We start from the raw sequence: 18211 nt of genomic DNA on the forward strand, positions 1-18211 counted from the left end.
ATCGAAAGTGACACTATAAGGTAAAGGTATTTAACTTGACGGAAAAATCAAAGTAAGCAAAATTAAGTAGTTTTGAAAAAATCTTCATAAACACCTAGATGCTTCATTTGCTTAATATTTTTTTTACTGAAAAAGAGATTATCTAAGTTATTAATTTTAAAGTCGCCTTTATATCTTAATGTCAGAAGCACAATCCACCATTTTGAATGAGATATGGTGTCTTTGCAAGCATCTGTATTTTCAATGCTGTCAAGATACTTACACCAGACATAATCAAAAATTTTTTTATTTCTTTTTTTACTCTTTGTTACAAACTCAATCAAAACTAAAGGATTAATATCAGTCTTGAATTTATCTCTTTCATAATATTGAATTAACATATTAAACTCTATATTTTTTTCATTATAATTTAAAAGTTTATTTAGTAGATGATAATGCCAAATTTGAGCTATTGTATCATGGTGCACGTTGTTTATATGTTCGGTGTTGTCTTTGAGTATCTGTTTTACTTCCTCTCTGTCTTTATTAGAAGAATGATTTATTAATTCATTTATTAACTTGTACGATCTAGACTGAAGGTTATTATATAAATGACCTAATTTTAAGAAATAGTTTACAAATTGAATAAGTATATCTCTATCCATTAGGACTTCTGTATCTTTAAAATTAGATATCATTAGACTCAGGAATGTTTTTAGTTGAGTGAAATTATTTTGGCTAATATAAACTTCTATGTATCTCTTTACTTTATAAAAAATTGAATCATCATATTTTACTTGCTTCTCATATTTATGTTCTAGATGAGGAAATTCCTGGAATATTTCGTATATTCTACTTTCTTTTCTAGGCTTAAATCCTTTATCAATTTTAGTTTTCTCTTCTTTAATACTCAAATTATATATTTTTAATATATTTTGAACTTCTCTTAATATAACTTCCAGTTCTGCCACATCATTTGAATAAAAAGTCATATCATCAACATACCTAATGTATGTTGTTTTCTTGTTTTTATTAATTACTTCATGTATTTTACTATCAAGAAAAATTCCTAACAATTCTGCACTTATATAGGAGGAAAGAGGGCCTGTGATTATCCCTTTTGTTTGGTTATGGTTAATTCTCATATTATAAATATCAAGATACTCAAGAAACTTTATTAAATCTTTAACTTCCTTATAAGGATACTGTGTTTTCAACATGTTATAGTGATGCGAATAAATATTGTTGTAGTAGCTTTCGATGTCTGTAGTAAGATAGTATATATGGGTACCTTCTGCGAAATTCTCTTTCATTAAATTGTTTTTAAAGTCTTTATTATTCTCCCTCAAATTTCTATAATAGTATTCGTTCTCAATAGCTATTTCATCATAATTTATGAATTGATATAATTCTTGATCGTTTAATATGTTTGAATTAGAATAATTATAATCAATATCTTTGTATATAGCATTGTATAATTTTTCCCTGATTAATAAAGCATTATATATAAATGATAAATAATAAAGTAAGTTTGGAATTCGAATCTCTCTATATTTATTCGAATCTTTGTAATCTATAAAAGATATAGATTCTACTCCTTTATCAAATATGTAACTTGGTGTCTCCCCTGCTTTTATTTTAACCTCTGTTATCAGTTTTGTACTATCATCGACCTCAAATAACTCTGCTTTTTCTTCAAAATAAATATCATCAAAGAAAGAGAGTATACGGTCTATGTTGATATCTAGTAAGATGTTTGAAGGAATCTCTTTTGAGATAATATTATTCATTATTATTTTAGCATTTAATCTCATCTCTCCATTTTTATAAAAGTAGTTTGGTCTTTTTCCAAAATATTTTTTTGACAACTTACATTCTCCTTTATGAACCATTTTAGTTTTGCTAGTATTTATTATGCTTAATAACTAGATTTATTTCTCAGAGTTTTATCGATAATGTAGCAATTTTAATATAACACGACATTCACATGAAGTTCTTGTGCTCAGGGTGATTAATTTAATTTTAATATCTAGGAATTTCTCATAGTTATTATCCTTAAGCCTCCCGTAACTATTCACCTACCTCTCATAGTCAAAGCTTACTTCATTATTTTTATGCCTCTGAATTTTATCTTCTATTTTCAATAACCCATATCTCAAATCTTCTATGATACTTTTATAAATTTTATAGTTTTCATGTTTTTTATTAGCACATATTTTGTATTTCACTGTTTTAAGTATATATTTCCCCACCGATAGCATGTTGTCATTTTTGACGGTAAATTGCATATATTTTAAGTGTTATTTTGCATAACCAACTTTAAAGCCCAGTTGTCTTCGTTAAAAGATTAGCTGAGCTTCTGAATTATCGCCTAAATCAGTGCAAATTAACTCCTAAAGTGATAAGCATGTCGCTTTAGATTTAACTTAATATACTATTAAATAACGACCGTTTATTGGAACATTGGAGGAAGAAAAGATAGAGCTGATTTCACTACAGATCGACAATATAAAAACACGTACAATTATCTAAGTACAATATTTTAAAAACCTATTGAGTTTTTGTACTGTAACCAAGTCCTTTGAGGCCAGTTAGTCAATTTTGACTATCAAGTGCATATATTTTAGGTTCTATTCTGCATAACTAATTTTAAATCCCGGCTATCTTGATGAGAGATAGACTGGGTTTTTAAATTATAATAGTGCGAACCAGTACCTAAACCAGGAGAGTATAATTCCGTTTATAGTGAAAAAAGTAAGTTCATCATTAAAGTTATCTGATAATTGTGATAAAATTGTATATAAGGAAATCTATAACTTCAGTTATGACATGAAAGTCTGAATCGTTTTTGATGCTGGGAATTATGGACTGGGTTTTAATATATTCAGTTCAATATTATATAAAGGGGAGGAAAACGATGGGGAAAATTTCATGGTCAAGATTAACGTTCCTTCTGATGCTGATCTTCGTATTGGCCTTGGCAGCATGTGGCAATGGTGGCTCCTCAGAGGAAGAAACGACTGAAGAATCAACAGAAGAATCGGAGGAAACAACAGAAGAGGGTGAAGATTCCGAAGAATCAACAGAAGAAAGTGATGAAAGTGCAGACGGAGAATCTGAATCAGCAGAAACTGAACCGAAGGTTACTGATTTTGAACCAGCATTTGAAGAACAGACAAGAGCACCTGAAGTAGAGACTGAAGCAGAACTTGATGTGGAAGTTGTTGCAGAAGGTCTTGGCGTACCTTGGGGTATGGTGGAGTTTGATACGAACCGCCTGCTTGTTACACAAAGGGATTCAGCAGAACTTCTTATCGTAAACCTTGAAGATGGCTCTGTTTCCGACCCAATCGAAGGGACACCGGAAGTGAACAGCGAAGACCAGGGTGGTCTGCTTGATGTAACGGTTGCACCTGATTTTGACGAATCAAGAACAGTATTCATGACGTTTTCTCAGGATATCGAAGGGGGTACTGTAACGGCCGTCGGTAAAGGTATGTTGTCAGAAGATGAAACCGCACTTGAAGATTTTGAAGTGATCTTCCAGGCGACACCAGCATATGAAGGTACATTACACTATGGTGGACGCATCATCTTTGACGATGATGGCAACCTGTTCCTGACGACTGGTGAACGTTCCGATGATCCAATCCGTGAACGTGCCCAGGACTTGGATGCCTACTTGGGTAAAGTAATCCACATTACACCTGATGGGGAACCAGTAGAGTCTAATCCGTTCATCGAAGATGAGGACGCACTGGATGGCATCTACAGCTATGGTCACCGTAATATTCAAGGTGTGGACTTCCACCCAGAAACAGGGGACCTATGGATTGTTGAATTCGGTCCACAGGCCGGGGATGAACTGAATATCATTGAACCAGGCAACAACTATGGATGGCCAATCGTTTCCTATGGTATCGAGTACAGTGGTGAATTGATCAATGATGGCATTTCAGAGCACGAAGCGCAAGGCTTTGTTGAACCAAGATATTATTGGGATCCGACAAGTGCACCAAGTGGTATGTCATTCTATGACAACGACGCAATTTCTGAATGGGAGAACAACTTGTTCATCGGTGGTTTAGCACCGAATTATATCGTACGTGTCGTTATTGAAGATGACACCATCGTTGGAGAAGAGCATCTGTTGACTGAAGAAGGCGAACGTTTCCGTGATATTCTCGTAACCGAGGATGGCGCGCTTATTGCAAGTACTGATGGCGGTAAGATCTATAGGATCACTGAAGCTGGTGAAGGCTCAGAATAAGGCGCCGAATGATTTTCCAAAGCACCCATGAAGAAGGTTGCTTATATTAAAGAAGCAGACATTCATATGAGGTACTGCCTCCCAAGCTTACAGATGAAATGAAAAATCTGTGGACTTGGGAGGTTTTTTCATGTCTAGACGTCATAGTATTGCTTTTGCTGATGGTTCAAATGATATATTCCGTGATGAGAGGGTAATGATAAATAAGCAACCCAAAGGGAGGCGTGTATAACATGTTATCGGAAAAACTCAAAGAAGCATTGAATGATCAGATGAATAATGAATTTGCAGCAGCACATGAGTATATGGCTATGGGCGCGTATTGTGAGTCCAGAAGTTATGATGGCTTCGCGAACTTTTATATCCAGCAGGCCAAAGAGGAGCGTTTCCACGGTATGAAACTCTATGATTATTTGAATGACCGTGGAATTCATGCCGTCTTTAAAGAAATTCCAGCTCCAAGGGTGAATTATGATTCCATCCTGGATACTTTTAAGGCGGGGTTGGATCAGGAGAGAAAAGTCACGGAATCCTTCTACAACATTTCTGATATCGCGACTGAAGAGAAAGAGTATGCCACGTTATCTTTCATCAGATGGTTCCTGGATGAGCAAGTTGAGGAAGAATCCACTTTCGAACGTCATATCGACTATCTTGAACGGATTAAGGATGATAATAATGCGTTGTTCATTTATGAACGGGAGCTCGCTAAGCATAAGTTTGAGGGAGAATAAAATAATCAATTGAATGTGTAAAACCTGGCAGAATATATTTCTGTCAGGTTTTTTATTTCCCCATTTGCATCATTGATGATTATTGTATTTTGATGTGTATCAATATTACCTTAACCTGAATATGGTATATACTTGGTATCAAATTACGAAACGAGGAGATTCCATGAAACCAATCATCCAGTTTGTATTTCATCTTGTCACTCCGCTCATATTAGGCAAGACGGTCGGTAAATTATCTACCAAATCGGCACCAAGGCAATACAAGAAGCTTAAGCAGCCTCCATTTGCCCCGCCACGTAAAATCTTTGCCCCCATGTGGACTTTCCTTTATCTGACGATGGGACTGGCTCACGCCCTCGTCAAAAGAAAAGGGGACCGTAAGGCAAGCAGGCTCTTCAAGGTTCATCTCATGATCAACTACACTTGGTCTTTCCTATTCTTCCGTCTCAGAAAACGTCAATTGGCATTGGTGAACAGTATTATGATTTGGATTACGATGTACGCTGTATTAGTGAAATTCTTCAAAGTAAGCAGACTGGCCGGCATCATCCTGCTGGCGTATACACTATGGACAACATTCGCAGCTTACCTGACACTGGGCAGCTGGTATCTGAACCGCGCAAAATAGTAAAGGATGGGTCTGAAATATAAATTCTGCCCCATAATTAAAGACGATCTCAGGAGCAACAGATCCCCTGAGATCGTTTTTTGTTAGGATCTTAAATTATTTTATCCTTCTCTCTTATTATCGCTTATGATGGCGTTGATTTCCCCGCCTATTAAAACGATCAGGGAAGATAAATACAGCCAGATCAACATAATCACGATGGTTCCAAGATTTCCGTAAATGAGGGAATAATCAGCGATGCTCACATAGTATGAGAACCCGAGCGAAGCCAGCTGCCATCCAGCCACAGCAAACAATGTGCCGGGAAGGATGTGGAGGAAGCGTAATTTCTTATTCGGCACAAAGTAATACAGACCTGCCACCAGGCCTACTAATATAATGAAACTGAAAGTCCAGCGGAATGTGTTCCAATCCTGCAGGAAAGAAGCATCGACCCCCAATAGGGAAGTAATGGACAACCCGATCTCTCTTCCGAACACCATCAATATTAGAGAAAAGATCACACCGAGGATCATACCGATGGTGAGCAGCACTGCAACACCAAGAGCCCTGAGGAAAGGCCGGCTCTCTTCCACCTGGTGCGCACTGTTCAATGTCCGTATCAATGCACTGGCACCCATTGCAGACAGCCATATCGTCGCTACCATACTGATCGACAACAAGTCTCCCCTTGTAACCTCAAGCACCTGATACAAATTGTCTTCAATCAGCCGCATCGCCCCCTCTGGTGCATACGGGGCGATGAAATCCAGAACTGAACCGGTTGAAATCGGCAAGAATCGCAGCAGGGTGAATATCAGAATCAAAAATGGGAATATCGCGAGCAGCAGAAAATAAGAAAGCTGTGCAGCCATATCAAACACTTTATCTTTTAAGGAATAGTAGACCAGCTTTTTGAAAAAGTCTTTCATCCGGATTCTCATTTGATCCCCTTCAGTCCTATTCGTTTCGCAAAATATACAGGATAACTCCTAACAATTATGGTCGTGGATCTTACTTCACCGCAGGTGTTACAGCTTGTTTATACATACCCGACTATTTATCCCCCTACTCAAGAATGAATAACGAGAGCCCCATTCTTTTTCAAATTGATTTCTCAATGACACCCTCGTTTATGATTAAAGAATAAAATACAATAGCTTACCACAATACGATTTAAATGGAGCATGATACTCATATCTGTAAAATGTCGGGCCAAGTATAATTTACATATACTTAAAGATAGTATGGGTCTCAATTGTGAATGATGAAGCAAGGCTATCAATTGGCTCATGGATATATTTGCTCTCAGTAGTTACTGAAAATACAAGAGCCATGGCATTCAATGCGTCATTCGGCTTTGAAGTATACGGCACGGAACCGAAAGCCATGTATGATGGCGAAAGGTATTATGATGAACACTTGATGGTGCTGGATTTGAAGGGTCCAGATCACCCATTACAATAAGATTGTAAAGAATGGCGCGGACCACAGTCATTGCCGAAAACTGAATAAAATGATAAAATTGCACCAACAAGTTAAAGGGGTGAACTTTAGGCCGATGAGAAAATAATCCTTATTCTAAACGACAACATAATACGTCATGGTTTATTTCGTGATGGAAATTTATGTCGGGATAAGGGTTATATCGGATAAAGTGGACAGGTATGTGTATTTTCTGCACCCATTTTTGGATATTTGCGCCTTATTCCGACAGGAAATGAGGTGTTTTTTTATGTTGGAAATCAATGATCTTACCTTGGAAGTCGAAGGAGAACAGCTCCTGCATGTCGACCAGTTGAGAGTCGTCGATCCGAAAATTATCGGTCTGATCGGGGATAACGGGTCAGGAAAGACAACACTGTTTCGTAGAATTTTGGAGACGCATGACGATGTCAGCTACGTCCCCCAGATTAAAGAAGCAGAAGTTGCCAAAAGCGGGGGAGAGACGACCAAGCAATATCTCATGGATGGGCTGAAGCAGTACAGTGAGATACTATTGCTCGATGAGCCGACGACCCATCTGGATGAAAATAATATCAAATGGCTGACGGGGGAACTGAAACGATACGGTGGTATTGTAGTCGTCATTTCGCACGACAGGCATTTCCTCGATCAGGTGACGTCTGAAATCTGGTCGATCGAACAGAAGACGCTATTGAAGTATCCCGGGAACTACACGAAATTCAAGCAAATCCAAGAAGAGAAACTGAAACGGGAGCATGAGGAATATCGTCAGTACGTGAATGAGAAGAAAGCACTGGAGGATAAGATCAAGCGCAAAAGCGACCAGGCGGCACGGTCGAATGTCGCTGAAGGGGTGGACCATGGTGATGGTGGATCGAGCCCCTACTATAATAAACTGCAGAAGAAATTGCACAGTACATCGAAGGCGATGGCCTCACGTCTTAATCAACTGGAAGAGAAGGAGAAGCCGGTGGAGCAGAAGGACATCATCTTCCATAGCGACACGCAGAATAAATACGGCAACAAAATGATCATCCGTTTTGAATCCGATGTCAGCATCGGCGACAGGATGCTGATACAAGGTCCCGGTCTATATATCCGCAATGGAGAAAAGATCGCCATCAGCGGGGCGAATGGCAGTGGCAAGACAACGCTGATCAACCATATCTGCTCAAAGTATGAAGCACAGCTTAATATCGGCTACTTTCATCAGAACCTGGAAGGGCTGGATGAATCAAGGACGCTACTTGAGAATGTGATGGATACTGCCATCTATGATGAAACAACAGTCAGGATCATATTGGGCCGGCTCAATATCCGCAGGGATGATGTGCATAAGCCGGTTCGACTGATCAGTGGCGGAGAGCGCATTAAAGTCCAGCTGGTGAAGATACTGGTCATGGACGCGGATATTCTGATTTTGGATGAGCCGACCAACTATCTGGACATCAATTCAGTCGAGGCTCTGGAATCGATGGTTGTAAACTACCCGAACGCTGTCGTCACCATCAGTCACGACAGACGGTTCAAGGAGAATGTATCGGATAAGGAATATGTCATTAAAGATAAGACATTGAAGGAGAACGTGGCAGTCCGTCCTAAAGATGAGAGTGCAGACGCATTGATGGTGGTTGAAAATAAAATCTCCAAAGTACTGAGTGACATGGCAGATGGGTCGACAGAAGCACTGGACACGGAGTTCAAGGAGTTGCTGGAAGAGAAGAAGCGGCTGGTTGATCTGCAGAAATAAAACACGAATCCCCCCAATCTGTAAAAGTAGGTTGGGGGAGATTTGTGTTTGGTGATTTATTTATATGGAACAGATTCAATTTTTTAAAGCATGGAACAGAGATCAGAAGCAACAGTAGGGTAGGCATAAATCATCTGTTTAAGGTCCTCTGTTTTCAGCTTGAATTGAATCGCAGTGGCGAAATGTTTGATGAGTCCATCCGCTTCCCGGCTGAGCAGATGGGCACCGAGCACCTGATCTTTATCTTCATCGATGATGATTTTAACCATTGCGTACCTTTCATTTGTCCGCTTGTAAGTATACCATTCCGAAGTATCGATCTTATTGACTCTGATATTGTATCCTTGATCTCTGGCCGATTCTTCCGACAATCCCACTGCCGAGAGTTTTGGCAGTGAAAATACAACACTCGGCATTACTTCGTAGTTCGATGTCCGTTGATCTCCGTTGAGCAGATTGGTAGCCACGACCTGGGATTCCATGGAGACGATCGGTGTCAGGGGCAGTCCCTTTGTCGCTGCTGCATCTCCCGCCGCATAGACACGGGCGTTGCTGATGCTTTGCAGATACTCATTGACGGAGACACCCTCTTTCTCCCGGTCTACATTTCCTTTTTCAAGATCCAAATCATCGATTTCAGGGACGCGGCCTGCGCCATGTACGACGAGGTCGCCTTCCAGTTTGAAGGATTACTCACCTTGCGTGCCTTCGACCGTAAAGGAAGATTCCGTCTTTTCAATGGATTTGACTTCTGTGTTCAAGTGGATTTGAATACCGTTTTCTTCAGAACTTTTCACCAGCAGATCGACGAGCTCCGGTTCAAAGTTCTTAAGTGGTCGCTCCCCACGTTGGATGATGTGCACTTCGGCACCGGCGCGGGCTGCGATATGGGCAAACTCGAATGAGATATATCCGCCAGCGACAAAAACCACTTTTGAAGGCAATTCATCCAGTTCTAAGAATTCATCGCTATATGTCAGATGCTTGATCCCTTCGATTGGCAGCTCGACCGGCTTTGCACCGCTCGCAATCAGAATGTGCTTGCCTGTAAGCTGATTATCTCCAACTTGAATCGTTTCTTCATCTACAAAGGAAGCCTGTCCATGAAACGTATGGATACCTGCCTCGTGCAGCTTCTTGGCTGTTCCGTCAGGCACCGGTTCTGTGAATGTCCGCTTGAACGCCATCAATTCGGACCAGTCGATGGTGGCACCATGAGCCACCCCTTTGCCGCGCATTCTTTCCACCCCGTCAATCATCTCAGCTGCCCCCACAAGAACTTTTTTAGGGTCGCACCCTCGCAAAGGACAAGTGCCTCCAAAGGGGCGAGAGTCTATCATGGCGACTTCCCATCCCGCTTCCCTGCACTCCATTGCTGCAGTGGATGCAGCAGAACCTGTGCCGACTACAACCAAATCAAAATTCGTTTTCATTTTTAAACAGCTCCTATTCGGTTTAAATAATTTCCTACATATCTTCTCTAAAACCAGGATGTTCAAACTTATATGCCTTTTATTTTCATCTCGGCATCAGCGTCTCCAACGATAAAAGAGCGGACCGTCCTGACCGAATACGGGGTCGTAATCGGGGAGTGGAACTTGTGCGATATTGTCGATTGTTTGAGGCCTTTCTTTTGCTTTACCATAGTTCATATCAAAGTCGACACCGCCTGGATAGGCACCGTAGTTTGCATAATCCTCACTCGCATCAATTTTTTTATGTCCATAGCCTGCAGGCAGGATGATGACATCGCCTTTCTCAGCTTCCACTGCCTCGCCCTGCTCACCGCCGAGGTGCAGTGTGGCCTGTCCTTCTTTGACCGCAAGCACTTCATGGGTGTTGCTGTGGTAGTGGTGGAAAGGATGGACGGAGCCGAGCCATTCACCGGACCAGTCATTGGAGTTGAGGATGGCGGGAATGTCATCACTCTCTTCAAATACGCTCTTATAGATCAGCAGGGGAAAGGCGGGGTGGTTGGGTATCTGGCCATCGTCCTCGATCTTGATTGTAATCACTTCAATATCTTCAGCGCGTTTCATCTTCATCCCTCCATATAGTGATTGCTATCCTTTTACCGCTTCTGCCTGAGACTAACCATTCTCAGTAAAAGCCCATAAGAAAGGAGCAGATCGCTCTGCTCCAACAACTTCTATATCGGGGAGCCTCCACAGTGGCAGGGGCTCCTTTTATTTTCAGTCCATTTCATAATACTCACTGAATTGGTCGAGTTCCTTGATGGTCGTAATGTCTTGCGGCAGCCTTTCATATTCTATTGCGTTTTAACTATTCAACTTGGTTTTCTCGTCTTATCTCAATCGAACTGGAGTAGAGGGTCTTATTTTTTTAATGATCCCTTGGGGGCTATTTCATGCGGTATAACCGAACAATACAGCAAACCGCTCTATAGGAAACTGATTTATTTTATTAAATAACTGTAAATGCATTGTTGATAAACGAGTATTTTTTGCTTAAAAACTACATATTGTTCTATAATAAAGAGTATTGATAAAGTTCGTAAAGGATTTGTAAAAATCCGAGGCTGTAAGTGTAAAGATAAGAATCATCAATACAGGCTCTGCACAAGGGGTGACACCTCAATGAAGTGGATGGAGCAACTGTCCATATATTGATGTTGAGGCACTTCAATTTTACTTGTTGCCCGTCACTAGACCCTCCACGCTATTTAAGGGGTTTTCTTATATTTCACGCTACCTTAATTCACTATGAATGATTCATATGGAACCTTTATGAACCATTGGAGGTTAAGAGGCAAGGTAGAGAATAGGGAAGTGAAAATATGTCAAATATAAAAGAATTATTGAATAGACGCTATGGATATTTCATCCTGTTCCTTTTTTTGTTCTGGTTGAAAACATACATGGCTTACTGGATTGAATTCAGTCTGGGCGTATCAGGTATATTCGAACACATCATATTGTTCATCAACCCGGTTGCTACCGGTATCATATTGTTGTCCATCGCGCTATTTTTCAGTAGTCCAAGTTTAAGAAAATGGGCAATGTTCATAATGTTACTCTTAATGACTTTATTATTATATTCGAACATACTATATTACAGGGAATTCGCTGATTTTCTGACATTTAATATTGTATCGGGCACTAATAATGTGACCACCGGCTTATTTGCTTCCATATTTGAAATGATGAGGATTTGGGACTTTTTATACTGGGTCGATATCATGTTGTTTGTCTATCTGTTCTTTTATAAAAAGGAGGCACCGCTCGCTGAAGATAAGAAAGAACATAAGAGGCGTACTAAAGCCATGGTTACATTAGTGGGTGTCCTACTTTTGGTAGGGAACCTGATATTGGCGGAAATTGACCGCCCTCAATTATTAACGCGCACTTTTGACAGGAATTATATAGTTAAATACTTAGGTTTGAATTTCTTTACCGGTTATGATGTTTTCCAATCATCTCAAAACAGCCAGATGCGCGTGAGTGCTGACGAGTCAGATTTAGGGAAGGTGTTTAACTTTTCGGCCGAAAACCATGCAGCGCCAAATCCAGAATACTTTGGGGCGGCAGAGGGCCGCAACGTGATTGTAATTGGATTGGAAAGTGTGCAGCAGTTTTTAATTGATTACGAACTGGAAGATGAATATGGTCAAACTCACGAAGTCATGCCATTTCTTTCAAGCATCTTTGACAATGAAGACTCATACAGTTTTGAAAACTTTTTCCATCAGACCGGCCAGGGCAAGTCATCAGACGCTGAAGTTTTAGGTGAGTTGTCACTGTACGGTCTCCCTAAAGGCAGTGTTTTTCAATCATTGGGATCCACAAATACATTTCATTCAGCGCCAAATATTTTGGCCCAGCATGGGGACTATACCTCAGCTGCTTTTCACGGGAATGTTGGCTCTTTTTGGAACAGGACGGATACTTACCAAAGTTTCGGCTATGACTTCTTCTTTGATGCCGAGTTTTATGATGTGTCCGGGGACAGATCAATGGAATATGGCTTGAAAGATAAATTGTTTTTCCATGATTCGGTAGAGTATCTTGAACAGCTCCCTCAACCATTCTACTCCAAGTTCCTCACCGTCTCTCATCACTTCCCATATCCATTGGATGAGGAAAATGTGGAGTTTCCAGCTGCCCAGACAGAGGATGATACAATCAACAATTATTTCGTCACAGCACATTATGCTGACCAGGCGTTGAAGGAATTCTTCAATTACTTAAAGTCAAGCGGCTTATATGAAGATTCGATCATAGTCATGTACGGTGACCATTATGGTATTTCTGATATGAGAAACCCGGAATTGGCACCTTTAGTGGGTGAAGATCCGGAGGAGTGGAATCAATACCATGACACTCAAATGCAAAGAGTGCCGTTCATCATGCATGTTCCCGGTGTTGGAAATGGTGAAGTGTTTGACACATACAGTGGTCAGGTGGACATGCTTCCAACCTTAATGCATTTACTGGGCATGGAAACAGATGGTTATTTATTTATGGGGCAGGATATTTTATCAGAAGAACACGATGATACCGTCCCACTCAGAAATGGACGTGTAGTGACGCCTGAATATACTTTCTTTGAACAGGAAATCTATGATACAGAGACAGGTGAGGCATTGCAGGAGCAATTTACCGAAGAAGAATTGGAAGAACTTTATCGCTATAGAGACGAAGCGAGAGAAGAATTAAGCCATTCCAACGAAATTCTGATGAAAGATCTGCTGCGTTTCTATAACCCTGAACCTCTGGATGGATTAAAAGAAATCGATTATTTGTACCGTGATCAATTAGATATACTCGAAGAGCACCCAGATAAAGAAACGAGCCTGATTGAACAATATGGTGGAGAATCGAGCATGGAACTATATGAAACAGATGCACCGGAGCTGGAAGAGTATGGAAGTGGTGCATCCTATGAAGGCTCTAATCCGCCTGGTCGGCCGGAATGAATCAGATCAAAACAAAAATAAGAATATTGAAGCTTAAAAGATAATATATTCATCTTTAAAAGCCCCTTCAGAAAAATGGTATGCTCTCTTCAAAATAGACACTTGAAAAAGTGAAAACTTTGAAGGGAGCATACCATTGTCATTTAACATCCCTTCAGTCCTATTCATTTCGCGAAACATACAGGATAAACCCCAACGACTGTGGCCATAGATCCTGATTTACCAAAGGGATTATAGCTTGTTTATACATACCTGTCTTTTTATGCGCCTACTCCAGAATGAATGAGCGGGGCCCATTCTTTATCAACCTGAATCCTGACAAGATGTGATTTAAGCAGATCATGATGTTCATAATAAAGATTCTATGGGCCCCAATTGTAAATGAATGACGAATCAAGGCTCTCAATTGGCTTATATTTACACATCGAATATACTATAAATACTAAACAATCTCGAGGAGGTCGAGCAGTATGGATGATACAAAACGCAAAGTACTGCATCGTGAAGCCAGAATCCGTCCATGGGGCAATAGCCAAGGCGTCAAACTTACTCGCGAGATCTTGAATGAAGCAGGGTTTGATGTAAACGACACCGAGCTTGAGCTGGAAGTGGAACCAAATCGGATTTCTTTGGTACCGAAGAACAAACTGACTCCGTTCCAAAAGTTATTTGACGGTTACGAAGGTGAGAAGCCTGAAACTGAATCTCTTTGGGAGGAAACGGAGCCGATGGGAAAAGAAGAATGGTGATCTATTGATCAGCTTAAAAATCATGCGTCTGTACTCATGCTTCAGCAAAAGGGTACAGATTTTATTTTTGGAGGGATGGATATGACAGCGTTTTTTTAAGGCTGGAGATATTATAAAGATTAATATGTCGCCAGCGAAAGGACATGAGCAGCAAGAATATCGACCCGCCATTGTTGTATCGGAAGAAAGTGTACATAGATACACGGGTTTGATCTGGGTCCTGCCCATAACCAATACTGATAAAGGCTATCCGACACATGTTGCTATAAGCGGCAGGACGAAAAATAATGGAACCACAGGTTACGTATTGTGTAAAAAATAAAAGTGATTGACCCAGGGTCTAGAATCATGCTTTGAGCAATATTGAGACAAAAGGTAATGTTGATGCATGGATGGAATATTCTACTTTTACCATAGACCTCTCAGTACGACATTTAAGACATTGTACATGATGGATATGGAGTCCATCAAAGACAAGGTCAGAGATATGGATTTAGAAACTTTAAGCAAAGAAGCTGAGGTCGCAATACAAATGCATCCAGTCAAAGAACTTAAGGAGATAATATCTGATTCTGCAGATTACTATAATTTCGCAGATTACTATGATGTCTATTTATTAGTAGGATTAGGACACGTAGATGGTACTGCTCTCCCAAGTGAGAGTCCCTTTCTCTACTTAGGACTAGAACGCCTAAGAAATTCGGATATCAAAATGCTGATCCAACATGAATTCAACCATCTTGTCAGGTTCAACAGTATAGAAGAAGTAAATGAAGAAATGGGTATGGCGGTGGCGCAGCTTGCTATAGCTGAAGGATTGGCCACCCTCGCCCCTTTGGTTACGAATGAATTGGAACTCAATGAAGCGAAACCAAGGATATTTTATATAAATATTCCGATAATTATCTCTTAATCTTCCCGAAAACTAAAATTTCTATATCTCCATGAGTTCTAGTTTGTTTATCCGAGTAAAAATTTATTGTCTATTCCCTGTGATCAACCATTTTCCTTCGGAGTCAGTTATTAAATATTAACAGGACGGCATATTCTAACAAGCATATAAGATTCAGTGTATCAGTTTATAATGCAGTTTTTAGTCTTTTATTTTTAAGTCCAACTACTTGATATATGAATGTAGAAATGGACTTCAATTAAAACTGGTCAAGCCTTAAAAAGTGATTAACCTTTCTACAATAGTAGGTATAATAGATATTTTGTCTTTTTGTCAATTTAATATATGAGTATTATCTATATAAATCACGAGCTTTTGTATTAAAGGTTTTATATGGTGAAACTCTCATAAGTTCTAACAGTTGCCTATTCATTTCTTTTGGAGAATATTCATATTCATTTTGACACCATTCTAATATTAGTCCTACTATCGCATAAGAAATATAGCTAGCAATCAACTCACTGCTTATTTTATTATCTTTTATATTTAGTTCATTCGTATTGGTAAGTTTAGTGGTCATCGAATGCAAAATAACTTTCACTGAGTACTTATGAAAGCATATAAATACTTAACTATATATGTTAAAAACTCTATACTTCTATATTATAAATAATTTATTAAGTTGATGAAGTGTTGAATTTGAAAAAATTGTTGGAAATAAATATACATGTCAATTAACTGAAAAAATGTTTGACTTACTGCAGGAGAGGATATATAATTTATAAATCAAGTGTTTTCTAGCATATGCTAATCAGTTTATGTAAAAAATTGAGACACTAAGAGCTCAGAAATAATCTATGGACGTAAGAGCCATGAAAAAAGGATGCTGTAAAACAGCATCCTTTTTTATTTAGTCTATAGTGAGAAAAACTTTCTTAAACCATAATGAACTACAAATGATTGGGAAAAGTTAGGTTCATTATCTGCATCATCTCGATAGCCCCATGCATAGTGATAAACATTCTTATTTGGTCTCCTTCTATGAATCCAAGAATTACCAATCACTCCGTATTTATATAGTTTTTTTAATGAAAGTTTCAAATCAGTAATATTGGCATAGTTTTGTTGATTTTTTAGAAAGAAATCTTCAATCATATCTATGTCAAAGGTACGTTTCTTCAAATCATTTATTAACCTAAGGCTATCTAGTAAGAAATCTTTATCTTTGCTTATACTTATTTCGTTTTCTAATTCGTTGTAAAACCACTTTGAATAGTCTTGAGCACATTCTTTAAAAAAACTAGGATGAAAAGATCGCTCATTTGGAAAACTCTCCATTACTAATGTTAGAAACCTTATTATATCTCTTGGTCTTCCAAAACTGTAATTGAGAAGGTAGTCGATGACTTCTTTATTTTCAATTTTTCTAGGGAATAATCGTTTATATAAACTACTATTGTCTAGGCCTTTATATGCGGGCACTGAATTTTTAATTTTAATTAGCAGCATTTCCATTAAGGGATGTTCTTCCGGCTTATTATAGTTTTTTGATATCCAATACAAATCAGTTTTACTTCCCGTTGTTAACTTATTCGAATTACTGGAGTATTTATGAAGGTCATCTATTATATCACTTCGTAACACTACAATAATTTTAGAATTCTGCCTCCCTGTTTTTTTGATTTCTAAATTAATAGTTTTGATTGTCTCAAGCATTGAGATTAATACTTTATAATAACTAGAGTCTTCTCCTATTCTATCTTCTAGTTCATCTAAATCATCATAAATTAAAACCGAATCTTTATTTTTTTTCATACAATTCAATACCATTTTTTCTAACAAAGAAATTAGTTCGTAGTATTCTGTTTTGATAAAGCTCTTGTTGGTTTGATGAGTATCTTCTATAGATGCTCCAATGGTGTCCCTCATTAACTTTTTCTGCCCTTTTAATGTTGTATTTTGAGTTTTTGAGGTATCATATTCATTTAATCTAAATAAATTTTCTGGATATTTTTCTGAATAAAACTGTTTTAATTTATACTCTGAAGTAAAAGGAATCCATTTATTAATTCTATCAATTTCTAAAATACTTTTCCCTAACTGAATTAAGAATAGCCATTTCCAAAAATGATTGATTTCATCTCTTTGTAGAGATCTGTGTTGCAAATCTATTAGTTGTTGTAATTTAAAATCATGACGAGTAAATATTTTACAAACTACACCTTTCCTCTTATTCATTTGTTTAAATATATATTGAGAAAGAATAGTTTTACCAGTCCCTTTTCTTCCTGAAATAATAAATCTGTCCGAATTAATAATATGATTGAATTTGCTATTTTTAGTATAAAATAATTGTTCGAAATCCTCTCTTGTTGATTCCACTTCTCCGTCTATATCTCCAACAAATAAATCCTTTAACTTAATTTCATTTGGCAAAAGTGTACCCTCCTTATGTAATTAAATCGATAAAAATATAGAGACAACACTTAAAACAACATAATTAAATATACTTGAAGTATATTATACATAAAAAGGGAAGAGGGCGATAGAAAGTATTGGTTACTTAATAGACCCCATTTATTAAGTAAAATCAAAACTCTATCAGTGCTGTAAGCGTGAGTGTTATCGGAATAAGCTTAACGCTATTATGTCATTCATTATTTTATATGTATTATTATATAACTCCAATAGCTAGGTGGGAAAGAAAGGGAGAATATATGAAATTAATCACCACACTATTTAAATTTAAGGTGGAGTGTTTTTAATTTTAATTATTTAGTGGCGTATAGAAAAGTATAGATTGAAATGGGTTTAACTGAACAGATAT

14 protein-coding genes and 1 pseudogene are annotated in these 18211 nt (G+C 38.4%); 9 read left to right on the plus strand and 6 right to left on the minus strand.

Features of this window, described 5'->3' with window-relative positions; translation table 11 throughout:
- Positions 1-62: 62 nt before the first annotated feature.
- Positions 63-1847, minus strand: coding sequence for an RNA-directed DNA polymerase (locus tag BO53_RS0105595; RefSeq protein WP_031546372.1), 1785 nt, complete (start codon positions 1845-1847; stop codon positions 63-65).
- Positions 1848-2896: 1049 nt separating this feature from the next.
- Here BO53_RS0105595 and BO53_RS0105605 point away from each other — a divergent pair.
- From BO53_RS0105605 to BO53_RS0105620, 3 genes are all read left to right on the plus strand, one after another.
- Positions 2897-4249, plus strand: a complete 1353-nt coding sequence (locus tag BO53_RS0105605) for a PQQ-dependent sugar dehydrogenase (protein WP_031546377.1) — start codon at positions 2897-2899, stop codon at positions 4247-4249.
- 233 nt (positions 4250-4482) lie between these two features.
- Positions 4483-4983 (plus strand): ferritin, encoded by a 501-nt coding sequence (locus tag BO53_RS0105615; RefSeq protein WP_031546379.1) that lies wholly within the window; start codon positions 4483-4485, stop codon positions 4981-4983.
- A gap of 163 nt (positions 4984-5146) precedes the next feature.
- The gene (locus tag BO53_RS0105620) at positions 5147-5611 is read left to right on the plus strand and encodes a TspO/MBR family protein (RefSeq protein ID WP_031546381.1); all 465 of its coding nucleotides are present in this window, start codon (positions 5147-5149) and stop codon (positions 5609-5611) included.
- A 101-nt stretch (positions 5612-5712) separates the two neighbouring features.
- On the opposite strand, the gene BO53_RS0105625 is transcribed toward BO53_RS0105620, so the two are convergent.
- Positions 5713-6534, minus strand: a complete 822-nt coding sequence (locus BO53_RS0105625; RefSeq protein ID WP_031546383.1) for a YihY/virulence factor BrkB family protein — start codon at positions 6532-6534, stop codon at positions 5713-5715.
- A 316-nt stretch (positions 6535-6850) separates the two neighbouring features.
- On the opposite strand from BO53_RS0105625, the gene BO53_RS14035 reads away from it, so the two are divergent.
- Entirely contained in the window at positions 6851-7057 is a 207-nt protein-coding gene (locus BO53_RS14035) for a GNAT family N-acetyltransferase (protein WP_169738727.1), read from the plus strand.
- Between the two features lie 268 nt (positions 7058-7325).
- Complete coding sequence (abc-f, locus tag BO53_RS0105635) at positions 7326-8807, plus strand: ribosomal protection-like ABC-F family protein (protein ID WP_051683025.1); 1482 nt, start codon at positions 7326-7328, stop codon at positions 8805-8807.
- Between the two features lie 83 nt (positions 8808-8890).
- Here the strand turns inward: abc-f and BO53_RS13350 are convergent.
- Both BO53_RS13350 and BO53_RS0105645 read right to left on the minus strand, forming a co-directional pair.
- Positions 8891-10240 (minus strand): annotated as a pseudogene (locus BO53_RS13350) (dihydrolipoyl dehydrogenase family protein).
- A 96-nt stretch (positions 10241-10336) separates the two neighbouring features.
- The gene (locus BO53_RS0105645; protein ID WP_031546386.1) at positions 10337-10846 is read right to left on the minus strand and encodes a cupin domain-containing protein; all 510 of its coding nucleotides are present in this window, start codon (positions 10844-10846) and stop codon (positions 10337-10339) included.
- Positions 10847-11604: 758 nt separating this feature from the next.
- Between BO53_RS0105645 and BO53_RS0105650 the strand changes: the two genes are divergently transcribed.
- From BO53_RS0105650 to BO53_RS0105665, 4 genes are all read left to right on the plus strand, one after another.
- On the plus strand, positions 11605-13743 hold the full coding sequence (locus BO53_RS0105650) for an LTA synthase family protein (RefSeq protein WP_031546388.1): 2139 nt from the start codon (positions 11605-11607) through the stop codon (positions 13741-13743).
- A 470-nt stretch (positions 13744-14213) separates the two neighbouring features.
- Positions 14214-14492, plus strand: coding sequence for an AbrB/MazE/SpoVT family DNA-binding domain-containing protein (locus BO53_RS0105660; RefSeq protein WP_051683026.1), 279 nt, complete (start codon positions 14214-14216; stop codon positions 14490-14492).
- A 109-nt stretch (positions 14493-14601) separates the two neighbouring features.
- The gene (locus tag BO53_RS14185; RefSeq protein WP_425414480.1) at positions 14602-14814 is read left to right on the plus strand and encodes a type II toxin-antitoxin system PemK/MazF family toxin; all 213 of its coding nucleotides are present in this window, start codon (positions 14602-14604) and stop codon (positions 14812-14814) included.
- Between the two features lie 126 nt (positions 14815-14940).
- The gene (locus BO53_RS0105665) at positions 14941-15405 is read left to right on the plus strand and encodes a DUF2268 domain-containing putative Zn-dependent protease (protein WP_169738728.1); all 465 of its coding nucleotides are present in this window, start codon (positions 14941-14943) and stop codon (positions 15403-15405) included.
- A 331-nt stretch (positions 15406-15736) separates the two neighbouring features.
- Here the strand turns inward: BO53_RS0105665 and BO53_RS14190 are convergent, their stop codons facing one another.
- Entirely contained in the window at positions 15737-15985 is a 249-nt protein-coding gene (locus BO53_RS14190; RefSeq protein WP_169738729.1) for a TetR-like C-terminal domain-containing protein, read from the minus strand.
- A 314-nt stretch (positions 15986-16299) separates the two neighbouring features.
- Positions 16300-17820, minus strand: a complete 1521-nt coding sequence (locus BO53_RS0105670) for a P-loop ATPase, Sll1717 family (protein WP_031546397.1) — start codon at positions 17818-17820, stop codon at positions 16300-16302.
- Between the last annotated feature and the right edge of the window lie 391 nt (positions 17821-18211).

Origin of the sequence: Salinicoccus luteus DSM 17002, assembly GCF_000712035.1 — a bacterium.
GTDB lineage: Bacteria > Bacillota > Bacilli > Staphylococcales > Salinicoccaceae > Salinicoccus > Salinicoccus luteus.

Excerpts from the sequence above, each read along its gene's own strand:
- BO53_RS0105605 (WP_031546377.1), top strand. The coding sequence starts at position 2,897 with ATGGGGAAAATTTCATGGTCAAGATTAACGTTCCTTCTGATGCTGATC.
- BO53_RS0105645 (WP_031546386.1), bottom strand. The coding sequence starts at position 10,846 with ATGAAACGCGCTGAAGATATTGAAGTGATTACAATCAAGATCGAGGAC.
- BO53_RS0105625 (WP_031546383.1), bottom strand. The coding sequence starts at position 6,534 with ATGAGAATCCGGATGAAAGACTTTTTCAAAAAGCTGGTCTACTATTCC.
- BO53_RS0105665 (WP_169738728.1), top strand. The coding sequence starts at position 14,941 with ATGATGGATATGGAGTCCATCAAAGACAAGGTCAGAGATATGGATTTA.
- BO53_RS0105615 (WP_031546379.1), top strand. The coding sequence starts at position 4,483 with ATGTTATCGGAAAAACTCAAAGAAGCATTGAATGATCAGATGAATAAT.
- BO53_RS0105650 (WP_031546388.1), top strand. The coding sequence starts at position 11,605 with ATGTCAAATATAAAAGAATTATTGAATAGACGCTATGGATATTTCATC.
- abc-f (WP_051683025.1), top strand. The coding sequence starts at position 7,326 with ATGTTGGAAATCAATGATCTTACCTTGGAAGTCGAAGGAGAACAGCTC.
- BO53_RS0105620 (WP_031546381.1), top strand. The coding sequence starts at position 5,147 with ATGAAACCAATCATCCAGTTTGTATTTCATCTTGTCACTCCGCTCATA.
- BO53_RS0105660 (WP_051683026.1), top strand. The coding sequence starts at position 14,214 with ATGGATGATACAAAACGCAAAGTACTGCATCGTGAAGCCAGAATCCGT.